Annotated in this window: 15 protein-coding genes; 3 read left to right on the forward strand and 12 right to left on the reverse strand. The window is 66.7% G+C overall.

Features of this window, described 5'->3' with window-relative positions; genetic code table 11:
• Positions 1-6: 6 nt before the first annotated feature.
• Both NUW51_RS11965 and NUW51_RS11970 read left to right on the forward strand, forming a co-directional pair.
• On the forward strand, positions 7-2700 hold the full coding sequence (locus NUW51_RS11965) for an ATP-dependent DNA helicase (RefSeq protein ID WP_265587744.1): 2694 nt from the start codon (positions 7-9) through the stop codon (positions 2698-2700).
• Complete coding sequence (locus tag NUW51_RS11970) at positions 2693-3196, forward strand: SixA phosphatase family protein (RefSeq protein ID WP_265587745.1); 504 nt, start codon at positions 2693-2695, stop codon at positions 3194-3196. Before NUW51_RS11965 ends, NUW51_RS11970 begins: the two co-directional genes overlap by 8 nt.
• On the opposite strand, the gene NUW51_RS11975 is transcribed toward NUW51_RS11970, so the two are convergent.
• The 8 genes from NUW51_RS11975 to NUW51_RS12010 form a co-directional block, all read right to left on the reverse strand.
• Entirely contained in the window at positions 3193-3507 is a 315-nt protein-coding gene (locus tag NUW51_RS11975; protein WP_265587746.1) for a MerR family transcriptional regulator, read from the reverse strand. The two genes, NUW51_RS11970 and NUW51_RS11975, sit on opposite strands and share 4 nt — an antisense overlap.
• Before the next feature lie 4 nt (positions 3508-3511).
• Positions 3512-3844, reverse strand: coding sequence for an integration host factor subunit alpha (locus NUW51_RS11980; protein ID WP_265587747.1), 333 nt, complete (start codon positions 3842-3844; stop codon positions 3512-3514).
• 143 nt (positions 3845-3987) lie between these two features.
• Positions 3988-4959, reverse strand: a complete 972-nt coding sequence (locus tag NUW51_RS11985) for a beta-ketoacyl-ACP synthase III (RefSeq protein WP_265587748.1) — start codon at positions 4957-4959, stop codon at positions 3988-3990.
• The gene (gene plsX / locus NUW51_RS11990; RefSeq protein ID WP_265587749.1) at positions 4959-6014 is read right to left on the reverse strand and encodes a phosphate acyltransferase PlsX; all 1056 of its coding nucleotides are present in this window, start codon (positions 6012-6014) and stop codon (positions 4959-4961) included. The genes NUW51_RS11985 and plsX overlap by 1 nt, the downstream gene beginning before the upstream one ends.
• 25 nt (positions 6015-6039) lie before the next feature.
• Positions 6040-6219 (reverse strand): 50S ribosomal protein L32, encoded by a 180-nt coding sequence (gene rpmF / locus NUW51_RS11995; RefSeq protein WP_265587750.1) that lies wholly within the window; start codon positions 6217-6219, stop codon positions 6040-6042.
• Positions 6220-6363: 144 nt separating this feature from the next.
• Positions 6364-7035, reverse strand: a complete 672-nt coding sequence (locus NUW51_RS12000; protein ID WP_322597093.1) for an MBL fold metallo-hydrolase — start codon at positions 7033-7035, stop codon at positions 6364-6366.
• 10 nt (positions 7036-7045) lie between these two features.
• Positions 7046-8278 carry a dipeptidase gene (locus NUW51_RS12005; RefSeq protein ID WP_265587751.1) on the reverse strand — a complete coding sequence of 411 codons (1233 nt, stop codon included), beginning with the start codon at positions 8276-8278 and terminating at the stop codon, positions 7046-7048.
• Positions 8279-8283: 5 nt separating this feature from the next.
• Positions 8284-10233 (reverse strand): S9 family peptidase, encoded by a 1950-nt coding sequence (locus NUW51_RS12010; protein WP_265587752.1) that lies wholly within the window; start codon positions 10231-10233, stop codon positions 8284-8286.
• 127 nt (positions 10234-10360) lie between these two features.
• On the opposite strand from NUW51_RS12010, the gene pabB reads away from it, so the two are divergent.
• Complete coding sequence (gene pabB, locus NUW51_RS12015) at positions 10361-12109, forward strand: aminodeoxychorismate synthase component I (RefSeq protein ID WP_265587753.1); 1749 nt, start codon at positions 10361-10363, stop codon at positions 12107-12109.
• Here the strand turns inward: pabB and pdeM are convergent.
• From pdeM to NUW51_RS12035, 4 genes are all read right to left on the reverse strand, one after another.
• A complete protein-coding gene (gene pdeM / locus NUW51_RS12020) occupies positions 12106-12768 on the reverse strand; it encodes a ligase-associated DNA damage response endonuclease PdeM (RefSeq protein WP_265587754.1) in 663 nt (220 codons plus the stop codon). The two genes, pabB and pdeM, sit on opposite strands and share 4 nt — an antisense overlap.
• A gap of 17 nt (positions 12769-12785) precedes the next feature.
• On the reverse strand, positions 12786-13253 hold the full coding sequence (locus NUW51_RS12025; RefSeq protein WP_265587755.1) for a hypothetical protein: 468 nt from the start codon (positions 13251-13253) through the stop codon (positions 12786-12788).
• Positions 13254-13376: 123 nt separating this feature from the next.
• Entirely contained in the window at positions 13377-15791 is a 2415-nt protein-coding gene (locus tag NUW51_RS12030) for a ligase-associated DNA damage response DEXH box helicase (RefSeq protein ID WP_265587984.1), read from the reverse strand.
• Entirely contained in the window at positions 15788-15973 is a 186-nt protein-coding gene (locus tag NUW51_RS12035; RefSeq protein WP_265587756.1) for a hypothetical protein, read from the reverse strand. The genes NUW51_RS12030 and NUW51_RS12035 overlap by 4 nt, the downstream gene beginning before the upstream one ends.
• Positions 15974-15991: the final 18 nt, after the last annotated feature.

The raw sequence follows: 15991 nt of genomic DNA on the forward strand, positions 1-15991 counted from the left end.
AGGCGGGTGAGCGAGCTCCCTGATCTCCCCGCGCTGCACGCGACCCATGCCGGCATCTGGCTGGCCAAGGGGGGCGAGGTGCGTTCGGTGTCGCGCGGCGAGGCGATCGCGCGCGCGGCGGAGACGCCGCACCTCCTGTTGAACGCGCCGATGGTGGCGGGGCGGTTGGGGACCCCAGATCTGTCGGGCCTCGACCTTCTCGAACTGTTCGCCTTCGTCCATCCGGCGCGCTTTGCGGTGCCGACCGTGTCGGGCTTGGGACGAGCGGTGGGGCTGGAGGCACCGCAAGGCGAGGAAGCCGCCGCGCTGGCGCATCTCGAGATCGCGCGCGCGCTCCTCGAGACGATGGACGGTGGCACCGATTGGGCCGAGCGCGAGGGGGCGTGGACGGTGGGTCGCGCGCTGGCGCGGGCCGGTTGGCCGTGGGCGCCGCTCGCTGCCGCACGGCTGCCGACTCCCGGCAAGATGGAGCGCAGCCTGTTCACTCGCCTGCCCGAATGGGACGAGGGCGCGCATCCCACGCCGCCGCGCACCGTCCATGTCGACGAGGACGAGGCATTGAAGCGGCTCGATGCTTTCACTGGCGCAGGGTCGGAACGACGCGAGGGCCAGCGGGCGATGGCGGCCTCGGTCGCGCCGACCTTCGCGCCGCGAAAGGCCGAGCGCCAGCCCAACGTCCTGCTCGCCAATGCTGGCACGGGCATCGGCAAGACGCTGGCGTATCTCGCCCCCGCGACGCTGTGGGCGGAGAAATCGGGCGGCACGGTGTGGGTGTCGACCTATACCAAGGCGCTGCAGCGGCAGTTGGACGCCGAAGGGGCGCGGATCGAGCCCGATCCGGTGCGGCGCAAGGAGCGCATTGTGGTGCGCAAGGGGCGCGAGAATTATTGCTGCCTGCTCAATCTCGAGGATGCGATGCAGGGCGGGTTCGCGGGTCGTGCGGCGGTGCTGGCACAGCTGGTGGCGCGCTGGGCGGCCTATTCGAAGGATGGCGACATGGTCGGCGGCGACCTGCCGGGCTGGTTGCCGAGCCTGTTCCGGCGCGCCGGTGCGACCGCGCTGACCGACCGGCGCGGCGAATGCGTCTATGCGGGCTGCGCGCATTATCGCAAATGTTTCATCGAGCGCGCCGAACGCGCCGGGCGCGAGGCGGACCTCGTCATCGCCAATCATGCGCTGGTGCTGATCGGCGCGGCGCGCGGGCGCGAGTTCGGGCCGAGCCGGATCATCTTCGACGAGGGCCACCACCTTTTCGACGCCGCCGATTCCACCTTCGCCGCCGCGCTGACCGGGCGCGAGGCGATCGAGCTTCGCCGCTGGATCATCGGCCCGGAAGGCAAGCATCGCGGCCGGCGGCGGGGGTTGCAGGCGCGGCTGATGGATCTCGCCAGCTATGACGAGGCGGGCAACGAGGCGATCGCGAAGATCGTCGATGCGGCGCAGGCGCTGAATTCTGACGGATGGCTCGCGCGAGTGCAGGAGGGCGATCCGTGGGGGCCCTTGGAAAAATTCTTCGGCGCGGTGCGGGCGATGACCTATGCGCGCGCCAAGGCGCAGGATGCGGGCTATGGGCTGGAGACCGAGCTGGCCGATCCCGACGCGCCGCTGGTCGAGGCAGCTTCCGCCGCGCTGGAAGCGATGGAGGCGCTGGCGCAGCCGATGGCGGCGCTGTCGCGGCGATTGGAAGCGGTGCTGGAAGATGCGCCCGATTGGCTCGATTCACAGGCGCGCGCGCGGGTCGAGGGGGCGATCAACTCGCTCGGCTGGCGGCGCGAGCAGGTGGCGGGCTGGGCCGCAATGCTGGCGCGGATCGGCGGGCCGGCTGACGTGGATTTCGTCGATTGGCTCGCCTGTCACCGGGTCGAGGGACGCGATTTCGATATCGGCATGCACCGCCATTGGCTCGATCCGACGCGGCCGCTCGCCAAGGCGGTGATCGAGCCCGCCCACGCGGTGGTGATGACGTCGGCGACGCTCAAGACAGGCGAGGGTTGGGACGAGGCCGAGGCGCGGACGGGGGCCCAGCATCTCGATCATCCGATCCGCCATTTCGAGGCGAAAAGCCCGTTCGATTATGCGGGGCAGACGCAGGTGCTGGTGGTCAACGACCTGGCGCGCGACAACCTCCCCGCGCTGGCCGGCGCCTATGCGCGGCTGATCGAGGCGGCTGGCGGCGGCACGCTGGGGCTGTTCACCGCGATCAAGCGTCTGCGCAGCGTTCATGCGCGCATTGCCGACCGGCTGGCGCGCGCCGGCTTGCCGCTGTTCGCGCAGCATGTCGATCCGATCGACACGGGAACGCTGATCGACATGTTCAGGGACGATCCGCGCGCCAGCCTGCTCGGCACCGACGCGCTTCGCGACGGCGTCGACGTGCCGGGCGAATCCCTGCGGCTGGTGGTGATGGAGCGCATCCCCTGGCCGCGCCCCACCGTGCTGCACGGTGCGCGGCGCCTCGCGGGCGGGGGCAGCGCCTATGACGACAAGGTCGTGCGCGCCAAATTGGCGCAGGCCTATGGGCGGCTGGTGCGGCGCGCGGGCGATGGGGGGCATTTCGTCCTGCTGTCGGCGGCCAGCCCGTCGCGGCTGATGACCGCCTTTCCCGAAGGCGTGAGCGTCGAGAGGGTGCCGCTGGAGGAAGCCGTGCGTCGGGTTGCCGACAGAGCGGAAATCGCGCAAGTTGCCAAGGCAGATGCCTGAGCTTTTTCTCCTCCGCCATGCCAAGTCGGCCTGGGGCGATCCGTCGCTCCGCGATGTTGAGCGACCGCTGGAGCCGCGCGGCCATGCCGCCGCGAAAGCGATGGGCGGTTATCTGGAGGACATGGATGCTAGGATCGACCAGCTGTGGGTGAGCCCCGCGACCCGCGTCGCCGAGACGGTGGAGGGATTGCGCGAGACCTGCCTTGGCCTTCCCGAACCGCATGTCGTGCCGAGTCTCTATGGGGCCAGCGCGGAGACGTTGCTCATGCTGGCGCGGCAGGCACGTGGCGAGCGGGTGATGCTGGTCGCGCATAATCCCGGCATGCACGACTGCGCGATGATGCTGACGCAGGGGGACAAGGGCGCGGCGCGCGATCGACTGGCGAAGAAATTTCCGACCGCCGCACTGGCACGGATCGACATAGAGGGCGACTGGCCGATGATCGCGCCGGGGCGCGGGCGGCTCGTCGCTTTCACCAAGCCAAGGGACCTCTAGCGCTGGAGCGCCCCGGCGAGCCGGGCGCGAATGGCACGCAGGCGGTCGAGATCGGATGGCGGCGGCGGCGGTTCGCGCAGCGCTTTCTTCGCGCCCGCCATCGTATAGCCCTCGCGATTGAGGAGCGCGTCGATGCGCCGCGCGATGGCGACGTCGGCGGGACGATAATAGCGGCGATTACCCGCGCGTTTGAGCGGCGCGAGCTGGGGGAATTTGGTTTCCCAATAGCGCAGCACATGCTGCGCCACGCCGAGGTCGTCGGACAGTTCGCCGATGGTGCGGAAGGCGGTGGGGTCCTTCGCGCCGGCCAAGATGTTAGCCGGCGATCCGGTCGCGCATGATCTGGCTGGCGCGGAAGGTCATGACGCGGCGGGGCGCGATCGGCACCTCGACGCCGGTCTTGGGATTGCGCCCGATCCGCTCGCCCTTGTCGCGTAGGATGAAGCTGCCGAAGCCCGAAATCTTGACGTTCTCGCCGTTCGACAGCGCTTCGCACATGTGCGCGAGGAGCCGTTCGACCAGCGATGCCGATTCGGCGCGGCTGAGGCCGAGCTTGACGTGGACCACGTCGGCAAGATCGGCGCGCGTCAGCGTGCCTGCGTCGTCGGTGATGTGGGTCTGGCTGCGTGCAATACCGGCATCGGCCATGGTCTAAACTCCCGCCCCTCTTGAGCGCCGCCCCCTGCGGCGCCGAGAAAAAATCGTTTCGGATCAGGCTCAAACGACCTGACGAGGCGAATCCTTGCCTAATTTTTCAACAAGTTCAAGGGCAAAGCTGCAAATGGCGGGGCTTAATAGCGCAGCGCCGCCGCCCCCCAGGTGAGCCCGCCGCCCATGGCCTCCAGGAGAACCATGTCGCCGCGCTGGATGCGCCCGTCGCGCACCGCCACGTCGAAGGCGAGCGGAACGGAGGCTGCCGACGTATTGGCGTGTTGATCGACGGTCACGACGACCTTGGCGGGGTCGAGACCGAGCTTCTTCGCGGTGGCATCGAGGATGCGCGCATTGGCCTGGTGCGGCACGACCCAGTCGACGTCGGCAGGGGTGAGGCCGGCAAGGTCGAGCGTTTCGTTCAACACCTCGGCGAGATTGGTGACGGCGTGGCGGAAGACTTCGCGCCCGCGCATGCGCAAATGGCCGACGGTCTGGGTCGAAGACGGCCCGCCATCGACATAAAGCAGGTCGTGATGTTCGCCCGCGGCGTGAAGCTTGGTCGCGATGATGCCGCGATCCTGTTCGCCCTCGGCCACTTCCTCGGCGTCGATCAGCATGGCACCGGCGCCATCGCCGAACAGCACGCAGGTGCCGCGATCTTCCCAGTCGAGGATGCGGCTGAAGGTCTCGGCGCCGATGACCAGCGCGCGCTTGCCCATGCCGGTGCGCAGCAGCGAGTCGGCCACGCTGATGGCGTAGAGGAAGCCGGTGCATACGGCGGCGACGTCGAAGGCGACGCAATCCTTGATGCCGAGCGCGGCCTGAACCTTGGTGGCGGTCGCAGGAAAGGTTTCGTCGGGGGTGGCGGTGGCCAGCACGATGAGATCGACGCTGTCGGCACTGGCGCCGGCGGCCTCCAGTGCCTTTTTGGCGGCTTGCGTCGCGAGCGTGCTCGTCGTCTCGCCCGCATCGGCGATATAGCGTTGGCGGATGCCGGTGCGCTCGACAATCCATTCGTCGGAGGTGTCGACCTTTTGCGCCAGTTCGGCATTGGAAACGCAGGTCTTGGGCAGCGCGCTGCCCGATCCCTTGACCACCGAACGGATCATTATTTGGCTGCCTCGTTCAGCTTGTCGAGCGTGTGACTGCGAAAATTCTCGAGATCGTCGTGGATCTTCTTGGTGATGTCGTTGCGGACCATCGAGCCCGCCACGGTCAGCGCATTGGCGACGCCCTTGGCGCTCGCCCCGCCGTGACTTTTGACGACGATGCCGTTCAATCCGAGGAAGACCGCGCCATTGTGATTGTTGGGGTCGAGATGGACCTTGAGGAGGCGCATGGCCGGCTTGGAGATGAGGAAGCCCATGCGGCTGCGCAGGCTCGACTTGAAGGCGTTGCGCAACAGGTCGGTGACGAAGCGCGCGGTGCCTTCGGCGGTCTTCAGCGCGATATTGCCCGAAAAGCCGTCGGTGACGACGACGTCGACATCGCCGCGTGCCAGCTTGTCGCCCTCGGTGAAGCCCTGGAAATCGAAGGGGAGATAATCGGCGTCGCGGAGCAGCTGTGCGGCGTCCTTCAACTCGTCGGTGCCCTTCAGGTCCTCGGTGCCGATATTGAGGAGGCGCACGCGCGGGCGCTGGTTTTCCATGACGGTGCGCGCATAGGCCGCACCCATCACCGCGAACTGGACGAGGTTCTGGGCATCGCACTCGGTATTGGCGCCGAGGTCGAGCATGACGAGATCGTCGTCGCGAACGGTGGGGAGCAGCGCCGACAGGGCCGGGCGGTCGATGCCCTCCATGGTGCGCAGCGCGAGCTTGGAGATGGCCATCAGGGCGCCGGTGTTGCCGCCCGAGACGGCGGCATGGGCGGTCCCGTCCTTCACGGCGCGCACCGCTTCGCCCATCGAGGTGCCCTTGGAGCGGCGAATCGCCTGGCTCGGCTTTTCCTCGGACCCGATGACATCGGGACAGTGGTGAATGACGGAGACGCGCGACAGCTTTTCGTACCGCTTGAGTTCAGCGGCGATACGATCCTCGTCCCCGTAAAGGTCGAAGCGCAGGTCGCGGTCGCGTCGCCGGGCGAGGGCCGCGCCCTCGATCATCACCGACGGCCCGATATCGCCGCCCATGGCGTCGATCGCGATCCGTGGGTTGGCGGTCACCGCTGTCTGCGCTTCGCTCTAGGACTTAGTCTTCGGGCGCGATGACTTCGCGGCCGTTATAGTGGCCGCACGCGTCGCACAGATTGTGCGGGCGCTTGAGTTCTCCGCAGTTGGGGCATTCCTGGAACGCGGCCGGAGTCAGCGCGTGATGGCTGCGGCGCATGCCCTTCTTGGAGGGCGAGGTTTTTCTTTTCGGGACGGCCATGACGGCACCTTCATCTACTGATCGAAATAAAAACAGCGACCAGCCGCGTGCCCGAGAGGCAGACGCCGGGAGGTCGCTCGTGGGCGCTCCTATAGCGAAAACGCGGGGCGATGCAAGGGTATCCGCGCTCCGTCGCCAGACTCTTTATCCGCGCGCCAGCACCGCATCGCCGACGAAGGGATTGGTGGCGCGCTCGTGTCCGAAGGTGCTCATCGGCCCGTGGCCGGGGACGAACGCGGTGTCATCGCCCAGCGGCCACAGCTTGGTGGTGATCGCATCGATCAGGTCCTGATGGTTGCCGCGGGGAAAATCGGTGCGGCCCATCGAGCCCTTGAAGAGGACGTCTCCGACGATGGCGAGCTTCGATTCGGCATTGTGGAAGACGACATGGCCCGGCGTATGGCCGGGGCAGTGATGAACGCCGAAGGTGAGATCGCCCACGCTGACCGTGTCGCCATCCTCGAGCCAGCGGTCGCTCTCGAAGCTGATCCCCGGGATCCCATATTTGGCGCCATCCTCGGGCAGCCGGTCGATCCAGAACTTGTCGGCGATATGCGGGCCTTCGATGGGCACGCCGAGCTCGTCGGCGAGGACCCGCGCCTGCCCGCAATGATCGATATGCCCATGGGTGAGGAGGATCTTCTCCACCTCGACCCCGGTCTTGGCGATCGCGGCCTTCAATTTGTCGAGATCCCCGCCCGGGTCCGAGAGCGCCGCCTTGTTGGTCTTCGTGCACCAGAAAAGCGTGCAGTTCTGCTGCAAGGGCGTCACCGGGATGATGGCGGCGCGCAAGGGGGGCATGGGGGTCTCGGTCATGGCGGTGTCGCTAGTCGGCGATGGGCGGCTTGTCGAGCGCGGCCGGGGTCGCGGCCATCGCGGCGGCGGCGGCCTCGGCCTCGATCATCACGCGCAGCAGGTTGCCCCCGGCGAGCTTGGCCAAATTCTCGTCCGACCAGCCGCGCCGCGCCAGTTCGGCGAAGAGCGCAGGATAATCATCGACCGAATCGAGCCCCTCGACGGTCGAGGAGATGCCGTCGAGATCGCCGCCGATGCCGACATGGTCGTGCCCCGCGACGCGGGCGACATGGTCGATATGGTCGGCGACGTCGGTGAGCTGGGCCTTGGGCGCGGGATTGGCTTCCATCCATGCCATATAGGCGGCGCGGCCTTCCTCATTCGGCTCGCCATCGATCTGTGGATAGAGCGCTTCCAACCGCTCCATTTCGGCCTCTCGCGCCTCGCCCCATGCCCCCACCTCGGCATTCACGAACTGGGGGACGAAGGTCACCATCACCACCCCGCCATTGGCGGGCAGGCGGGTGAGCACGTCGTCGGGCACGTTGCGGACATGATCGGTCACGCCGCGTGCCGAGGAATGGCTGAAGATCACCGGCGCGGCGGTGACATCGAGCGCGTCGTGCATCGCCTCGGCGGTGACGTGGCTCAAATCGACCAGCATGCCGACGCGGTTCATCTCGGCGATGACGGTGCGTCCGAAATCGCTGAGGCCGCCGTGGCGGGCCTCGTCGGTGGCGCTGTCGGCCCAGCCGGTGGTCTTCGAATGGGTCAGCGTCATGTAGATGGCGCCGAGGCGCTTGAACTGGCGCAGCGCGGCGAGATTGCCGCCGATCTGGTGGCCGCCCTCGATCCCCGCCATCGAGGCGATGCGTCCGCTGGCGAAGACATGGAGCAATTCGCTGGTGTCATGGGCCCAGCCGAGCTCGGCGGGATAGGCGGCGACCATGCGATCGACGAGGTCGATCTGCTCGATGGTGGTGCGCACGGCTTCATCGCCGGTGGTGCCGGCGGGGATATACACCGACCACATCTGCGCCCCGACCCGGCCTTCGCGCATGCGGGCAAGGTCGGTCATGTAGGGCGTGTCGGCGGCGATGTCCGCCACGCTCCCCTCGGCAGCATGGTGGAGCGCATAGGGAAGGTCGTTGTGGCCGTCGATCAGCGGGGTCTTCGACAGCACATCAGCGACGCGCGCGTCGATCGCGGCATCATCGGCAGGCTGGGCCGCGAGCAAGGCGGCGATGGCAAGGATGCTGGTCATGGCGCTTACTCCCCCGCCCCGTCATCGTCGAAGAAAATGTCCTGCCAGAACATCGTCGCGGTCCAGCCGTAATAGTCGCTGTTTTCCTTCTTGCGGAAACCATGGCCCTCATTCTCGCCGACGAGATACCAGACGTCTTGGCCATTGGCGCGGACGCGCTCGACCAGCTGATCGGCCTCCGACTGGGGCACGCGCGGATCGTTGGCGCCCTGGATGACGAACAGCGGATCCTCGATCTCCTCGATGCGATTGAGGGGCGAGATTTCCTCGAGCTTGGCGCGCTGTGCGGGATCGCGCTCGTCTCCATATTCGGGGCGGCGCAGATCCTGACGATAGGGCTGGGTGTTTTCGAGGAAGGTCACGAAGTTTGAGATGGCGACATTGCACTCGGCGCCGGTAAGCTGGTCGGCGTAGCGCAGGATCGAGGCGTAGCACATATAGCCGCCATAAGAGCCGCCTCGAACGCCGACGCGGTCGCTGTCGATCGCGGCATCGCCCTCGAAATGGTCGAGGAAGGCGCCGATATCCTTGACGCTGTCCTCGCGCTTGTAGGGACCGTCATCCAAGCTGATGAAGCGCTTGCCATAACCGGTCGAGCCGCGAACGTTGGGATAGAAGAGCGCGATGCCGAGCTCGTTGAGATAATAGTTGGCGCTGCCCTGGAAACCGGGGCGCGACTGGCTGGCAGGACCGCCGTGGATCGACATGACCATCGGGCGCGCGCCGGGAAACTTCGCGGGGTCGGGGCGATAGAGGAAGCCCGAAATGGGCTCGCCGTCGAAGCTTTCGATCTCGACCAGTTCGGGTTCGACATTGGCGAGCGGGTCTAGCCCACCGGTTTCCGATTGGGTCCAACGTGTCACTGCGTGCGTGACGGGATCGATCGAATAGGCGTCGGACGGGCTGGTCGCGGAGTTCATGGTGAAGCCAAGCGGCCCCCAAGGCGCGAATTCGAGCCCGCCGATCAGGCCATAGGGGAGTCGTTCGACACGGCTCTCCGTGCCGGTGGCGACGTCGTAGAACCAGAGCTGGCTCGCGCCCTTCTCGTTGGTGACGACCGCGATGGTGGCGCCGTCATGCGACATGTCGACGCTCGAAATCTCCCAGCCGCCGAAGTCCGCCTTGGGCGTGAAGCTGCCGGTCGCGGGGTCGAGGATGCCGAGGCGATTGACGTCGCTGTCGATGTCGCTGGTCAGCCAGATGGTGCCGTCGGGGGCGACATTGACGTCGCCGAATGCCTCGTCGGCTTCCGGATCGCGAATCGGGCGCAGGTCGCCGGTCGCGAGGTCGAGCTCGAAAATGTCGATATTCGTATTGAGGATGTAGCGCCCGACGAGTGCCTTGGTTTCGTTGGCATAGAGCCCGGCGGCATACATGCCGACATGGGGCGCCTCGAGCACCAGGCGCGCGCTGGCGGGATCATTGACGTCCATCATGTAGATGTCGCTCTCGCGCCCGTTGCGCTTGGTCGAGCCGTAGAGGATGCGGGTGCCGTCGTCGAAAAATTCCTGCAATCCGTTGCGCGATTGGCCGTCGGTGAGGAGGGTCAGGCGGCCTTCGTCATAGCGATAGAGCTGGCTGAATTCAGACCCGCCCGCATCCTTGGAGATGATGATGGTCTTGCCGGTCGGGTCGATCGAGCCGCCCACGGGTTCGGCTTCGAAGGTCAGCTGCTGGCGATAGCCCATCGGCATGGCGACCTTGTGGAGCTGGCTGACATTGCCGAAACGGGTCGAGACCAGCATCGAGCGATCGCTTGCGTCCCAGCCCGAGAAGCCCGCCGAGCGGTTCTCGCGATAGGGGCGCATCGCCTCGACGAGGGTCATCAGCACCTCGGGCATGCCCGTCGCGGTCAGTTCGGCCGGCTTGGGGGCGAAGCGCTCCTCGCCTTCCTGCGCGATGGCAGGCGTGGAGACGAGCGCGAGCGCGCTGGCGGCAAGCAGGAGATGTCGCATGTGAATTGGCCCCTCGGTTGATCTGTCGGCGCTTCTTCTAGGCGGCGGGGCGCGGCGGCGACAAGAGGGGCGATTTGCCGTCGGTCGAACCCTTGCGTGCGCTCGCAGCGCGGCCCATGGAAAAGCCATGCGGATCCTGTTCGACGATGCGCGCCCCGGTGCGGGCGAGAGCCTGCTGTTCGAGGCGCCTATCAAGCTGATCCGCGCGTCCTGCGAGGCCGAGGTGCGCCCGGCGCTCGAGGCTTTGCGCGCCGCGCTCGCCGAGGGCCATCATGTCGCGGGCTACATCGCCTATGAGGCGGGCTTCGCGCTCGATCCCGCGCTCGAAGAGCAGGGGCGGACAGGCGATGGGCCGCTGTTGCTGTTCGGGGTGTTCGGCGCGCCCGAGCGGGTCGATCGCGGCGTTTTTCTCGCGGACTTCGGCTCCGCACGGCTCGACCCGCCGCGTCCGATGATGGCGCGCGGAAACTATCTGGCAGCCGTGGGCGAGGTGCACCGCGCGCTTCATGCGGGCGATTATTACCAGGCCAATCTCACCTTTCCCTGCGAGCTTGGCGTCGAGGGCGACCCCTTCGCGCTTTATGCGATGCTGAGCGCACGCGGCGGCGGCGGCTGGGGCGGGGTGATCGAGCATGAGGAGGGCGCGCTCGTCTCCTTGAGCCCCGAACAATTCTTCAGCCTCGAAGACGGCCTGCTCACCGCGCGCCCGATGAAAGGCACCGCGCCGCGCCGCGACGACCCGCACGCCGATGCCGCCGAAATCGAGGCGCTGCGCCAGGACGAGAAGCAGCGCGCCGAAAACCTCATGATCGTCGATCTCTTACGCAACGATCTTGCCCGCGTCGCCGAGACGGGCAGCGTGGCGGTGCCCGAGCTTTTCAGCGTCGAGACCTATCCGACGCTCCACCAGATGACGAGCCGCGTGACGGCGCGACTCGATCGGCGATTCGATGCCGTCGACGTGCTCGAAAAGCTGTTTCCCTGCGGTTCGGTGACCGGCGCGCCCAAGATCGCGGCGATGCAGGCGCTGATTAATCTCGAGCCCCATGCGCGGGGCGCTTATACCGGCTCGATGGGATGGATCGCGCCTGCGCGGGCCGACGGCAGCGCCGGTAATGCGGCATTTAACGTCTTAATCAGGACAATCGAGACTGTATCGCAAAGGTCACGCGCGCGGCTCGGATTGGGTTCGGGGCTTGTGGTCGATTCCATCGGCGGCAATGAATGGGGTGAATGTTTGCTTAAAGGACAGTTCGTGACCAGCGTTGCCGATCCTTTCGACCTCATCGAGACCATGGCCTACGACCCCGTCGACGGGATCGTCGATCTCGAACGCCACTTGTCGCGCATCAAGGCGGCGGCGGCGGACCTCGGCTTCATCTTCGACCGGCACGATGCGCGCAACGAGTTGCAGGCGGCGACCTTCGGGCATCGTCACCCGGCGTTCGTCCGGCTGCTCGCGGCGCGTGGCGGCGGGGTGGCGATCGAACTGTTGCCGCTCCCCGAAACCCCAGAACAGCCGGTCAGCGTGCAGATCAAGCCGCTGCCGGTCGATCCGTCCGACATGCGATTGCGGCACAAGACCAGCGACCGCGCCTTCTATGACGAGGCGCGCGATCCCGCCGTCGCCTTCGAGACTATCTTCGAGCGGGAGGACGGGCAGCTGACCGAAGGCAGCTTCACCAACCTGTTCGTCGAGAAGGACGGCCAGCTCGTGACCCCGCCTGCCGAACTGGGGCTGCTCCCCGGCGTGCTGCGCCAGCGGTTGATCGAGGAGGGCCGCGCGGTCGAGGGCGGGCTGACGCGCGCCGACCTCGAGGGCGGTTTCTTCATCGGCAATTCGGTGCGCGGACTGGTGGGCGCCAGGCTCGTCTAGGCGGCGAGCGGGAAACGCAGGACGCGGTCCGAGACGGGCACCAGCGCCGCCGCCTCGCGCCCCATCGCCTTCAGGATCGCGGGATGGTCGGCATCGAGGCCGCCCGTCAGCGCGCCATAGGCCGGCAGGATCATCTTCTTTTCGGTGGCGACGAAACAGCGCCGCGACACGCGCCGCCCGCGCGACTTGATCCTGAGCTTGGGGTGGAAGTGGCCCGACAATTCGGGGCGCGTCTCGTGCGTCTCCGCTTCGTGACGCAGGACGAGCCCATCGAGTTCGGCCTCGACCACCACCTCGCCGCCGCAATGATCGATCATCCCGGCGTCGTGATTGCCGGTGATCCAGACCCAGCGCACATTTTCGGTGAGATGGGTCAGCTTCTCGCGCGCCCGCACCGGCAGCCGGTCGCAGCCGAAGCGGTCGTGAAAACTGTCGCCGAGGCACCAGACCGAGCGCGCGCCCGAGGCGGCGACATCATCCGCCACCGCATCGATCGTCGCCTCGCTGTCATAGGGCGGGAGCATCTGGCCGAAGCGCGCGAACCAGCTCGCCTTTTCGAGATGCAGGTCGGCGATGAGCAGCGCCTCGTGCGCTTCCCAATAGAGCGCGCCCGAGGGGAGCACGGTAAAGTTTCGGGAAGCGAACGAAAGGGGAACCATAGGCTCTCCTAACGGCCTTACGCGATTCCCTCCAAATGCTTTGTGACATGGGTCCGCAGCGCGCGTGCATCGTGGAGCGCATTGTGCGGCACCTTCGAGTTCGCCGCGGTCGAGAAACCGGTCATGTCGAGCAGCCGGAGCGTGAAGGGGGGCACGCGCACCATGACGCCTGGCCCGGTCACGAGGAGGCGCGCAAGATGCGCGAGGTCCTCGGGCCAGTCGGCGCAAATCTCGGGTGCCTCGTCATGCGCGAGATAATGCCCCAGCGCCTGCGCGGCATCGGCGGGCAGCATAGGCGCCTCGCGCAGCGCCTCGGGGACATGGTTGAGATAGGGGATGACATGGCGCTGGACCCACTCGCTGGTCGCCTCGGCGGGGGCGATGATGGCGTAGAACTCCTCATCACCCTCTTCTTCGGGGACGAGCGCAAGGCTGAGGAGGCGGCCGCCGAAGCCATCATATTCGGTGTCGAGGAAATAGCGCATGGGGTTCCTTAGGTCAGCGGACGTCCACCGTCCACGTCGCCCCAGCGAAGGCTGAGGCCCATGTCTCGGCGGATATTCTCGATGGCATGGATCCCAGCCTCCGCTGGGATGACGAGGGGTGGATCAATCCACGCGCATGGCTGCGTCGATCAGTGCCTGTTCGGCCTCGACCAGCAGCGCTTCGTCGGCGGCCCCGCCGGGGGCCTGTTCGCGGCCGATGACAACCATCAGCGGCACCGCCATGGGGGTGACGCGGGGGGCTTCGACATGGACCATGGTGTCGGCCGCGCGCTCGACGAGGCGGGCGAGGCGGCCGAGTTCGGTCATCCGTGCCTTGGCGTCCTCCCACGCCGCGCGCATGAGCAGATGGTCGGGCTCGTAACGCTTCAGGACGTCGTAGATAAGGTCCGTCGAGAAACTGACCTGCTTGCCGGTCTTGCGCTGGCCCGGGTGTTGCCGCTCGACCAGCCCGCCGATCACCGCGACTTCGCGGAAGGCGCGTTTGAGCAAGTGCGATTCCTCGACCCATTCCTTGAATTCGTCTTCGAGGATGTCGGCTGAAAAGAGCGACTTGGGGTCGGTTACGGGCTTCAATGACGATACCGCGAGGGCATAATCGTTGGCGACCCAGTTGAGGGGCTTCAATCCGGCGCGCTCCATGCGGTTGGTGATGAGCATGCCGAGGCTCTGGTGCGCGTTCCAGCCATCAAAGCTGTAGCTCACCATGAAATGGCGTCCCTCGTGCGGGAAGGTCTCGACCAGCAGTTCGTGCGGTTCGGGCAGGATCGAGCGCTTGGACTGCACGTCGAGCCATTCGCGTACGTCATCCGGGAAACGCTGCCTCTGGCTCCGGTCGGCGAGGAAGCCGCGCACGCGCTCGGCAAGGTGGGTCGACATGCTCATCCGCTGGCCGCCATAGCTGACGATCCGCCCGTTCTTGGTCGAGGCGCGCACGATGATGTCGGCGTCCTTGAAGCCTTCCACTTCGAGGCTGAGGCCCGAAAAGTAGAAGGCATCGCCTACCGTCAGCGTCGAGCCGAAGCCTTCCTCGACCCGCCCGATCTTGCGCCCGTTTCGAAAGCGCACATCCATCATGACATTGTCGACGATGACGCCCGCATTGAGGCGATGCTTCTGCGCCACGACGGGTTTGGTGATGCGCCACAGGCCGGGCTCCTGCTCGACGAGGCGGCGATATTTGTCATAGGCCTTTAGAGCATAGCCGCCGGTCGAATTGAGGTGCAGGATGCGCTCCCATTCCTCCTCGCGCAGCCCCGCATAAGGCGCGGCGGAGCGCACTTCGGCGAGCAGTTCGTCGGCGCGAAACGGCCCGGCGCAGGCGACCCCCATGACATGCTGGGCGAGCACGTCCAGCGCACCGGGGCGGAACTGTTCGGGATCGAGTTCGCCATCCTCGATCGCATCGAGACAGGCGCGGGCTTCGAGATATTCGAAGCGGTTGCCCGGGACGATCATGCCCTTCGACGGCTCGTTCAGGCGGTGGTTGGCGCGGCCGACGCGCTGGAGTAGGCGGCTGGAGCCCTTGGGGGCGCCCATCTGCGCGACGAGATCGACATTGCCCCAGTCCAATCCCATGTCGAGGCTGGCCGTCGCGACGAGCCCGCGCAGCCTCCCCTCGGCCATCGCCAGCTCGACCTTGCGCCGCGCCTCGATACTCAAGCTGCCGTGGTGGACCCCGATCGGTAGCTTCTTGTCATTGGCGCTCCACAAATCCTGGAAGATGAGTTCGCACAAGCTTCGCGTGTTGCAGAAGATGATGCTCGCGCCATGTTCATCGATGAGGTCGAGCACCTGCCGCGCGGCATAGCGGCCCGAATGGCCCGACCAGGGTACGCGTTCTTCGGGGATGAGGATCGACAGGTCGGCGGGCGCGCCGGGCTCGCCCTCGACGAGCCGCACCATGTCGATATCGCCATCGGGCGCGAGCCAGGCGCGATAGGCGTCGGGGTCGGCGATGGTGGCGGACAGGCCGACGCGGCGAAGCCTGGGGCTCAATCGCTGGAGCCGCGCCATGGCGAGGCTGAGCAGATCGCCGCGCTTTTCCTTGGCGAAGGCGTGGATCTCGTCGACGACGATGGTGTGGAGATTGCCGAACATTTTGTCGGCGTCGGGATAGGTGAGGAGCAGCGACAGGCTCTCGGGGGTGGTCAGCAGCATCTGCGGCGGCTTGGTTCGTTGCCGCTGCTTGCGATTGGATGGGGTGTCGCCCGAGCGCGTCTCGACGCGGATATCAAGCCCCATCTCCTCGATCGGGGTGAGGAGGTTGCGCTGGACGTCGACCGCCAGCGCCTTCAGCGGCGAGATGTAGAGTGTATGGAGGCCCTCGGTGGGCGCCTCGATCAGGTCGACGATGCTGGGCAGGAACCCTGCGAGCGTCTTGCCCGCGCCGGTGGCGGCGACGAGCAGCGCATGGTCGCCCGCGCGGCCCGCCTCCAGCATGCCCGCCTGATGGTCGCGCAGCCGCCAATCGCGGCGCGCGAACCATTGTTCGATAACCTTGGGTAGGTCTGCGCTCAGGCGTCGCCCTCGCGGCGCTCGGCGGCTTCATGCTCTTCGCGATAGAGCTCGTCGGTGGCGCGTTCGGTGCGCGCGATGTCGGCGGGGCTGTCCTTCGCCTTGTTGCGGCTGATCGCATAGATGAAGACGATGAGGAGGAGGGCGGCGCCGATGATGGCGACGAGGCCGAGTCCTTCGGGCATGATGATACGTCCTTTCGG

This window comes from Sphingomicrobium arenosum, assembly GCF_026157085.1.
Classification (GTDB): Bacteria; Pseudomonadota; Alphaproteobacteria; order Sphingomonadales; family Sphingomonadaceae; genus Sphingomicrobium; species Sphingomicrobium arenosum.

Bases quoted from the DNA above. Each gene is read 5' to 3' on its own strand.
- NUW51_RS12000 (WP_322597093.1), bottom strand. From the start codon at position 7,035: ATGACCGAGACCCCCATGCCCCCCTTGCGCGCCGCCATCATCCCGGTG.
- NUW51_RS12035 (WP_265587756.1), bottom strand. From the start codon at position 15,973: ATGCCCGAAGGACTCGGCCTCGTCGCCATCATCGGCGCCGCCCTCCTC.
- rpmF (WP_265587750.1), bottom strand. From the start codon at position 6,219: ATGGCCGTCCCGAAAAGAAAAACCTCGCCCTCCAAGAAGGGCATGCGC.
- NUW51_RS12010 (WP_265587752.1), bottom strand. From the start codon at position 10,233: ATGCGACATCTCCTGCTTGCCGCCAGCGCGCTCGCGCTCGTCTCCACG.
- NUW51_RS12025 (WP_265587755.1), bottom strand. From the start codon at position 13,253: ATGCGCTATTTCCTCGACACCGAATATGATGGCTTCGGCGGCCGCCTC.
- NUW51_RS12005 (WP_265587751.1), bottom strand. From the start codon at position 8,278: ATGACCAGCATCCTTGCCATCGCCGCCTTGCTCGCGGCCCAGCCTGCC.
- NUW51_RS11980 (WP_265587747.1), bottom strand. From the start codon at position 3,844: ATGGCCGATGCCGGTATTGCACGCAGCCAGACCCACATCACCGACGAC.
- pabB (WP_265587753.1), top strand. From the start codon at position 10,361: ATGCGGATCCTGTTCGACGATGCGCGCCCCGGTGCGGGCGAGAGCCTG.
- NUW51_RS11985 (WP_265587748.1), bottom strand. From the start codon at position 4,959: ATGATCCGTTCGGTGGTCAAGGGATCGGGCAGCGCGCTGCCCAAGACC.
- pdeM (WP_265587754.1), bottom strand. From the start codon at position 12,768: ATGGTTCCCCTTTCGTTCGCTTCCCGAAACTTTACCGTGCTCCCCTCG.
- NUW51_RS11970 (WP_265587745.1), top strand. From the start codon at position 2,693: ATGCCTGAGCTTTTTCTCCTCCGCCATGCCAAGTCGGCCTGGGGCGAT.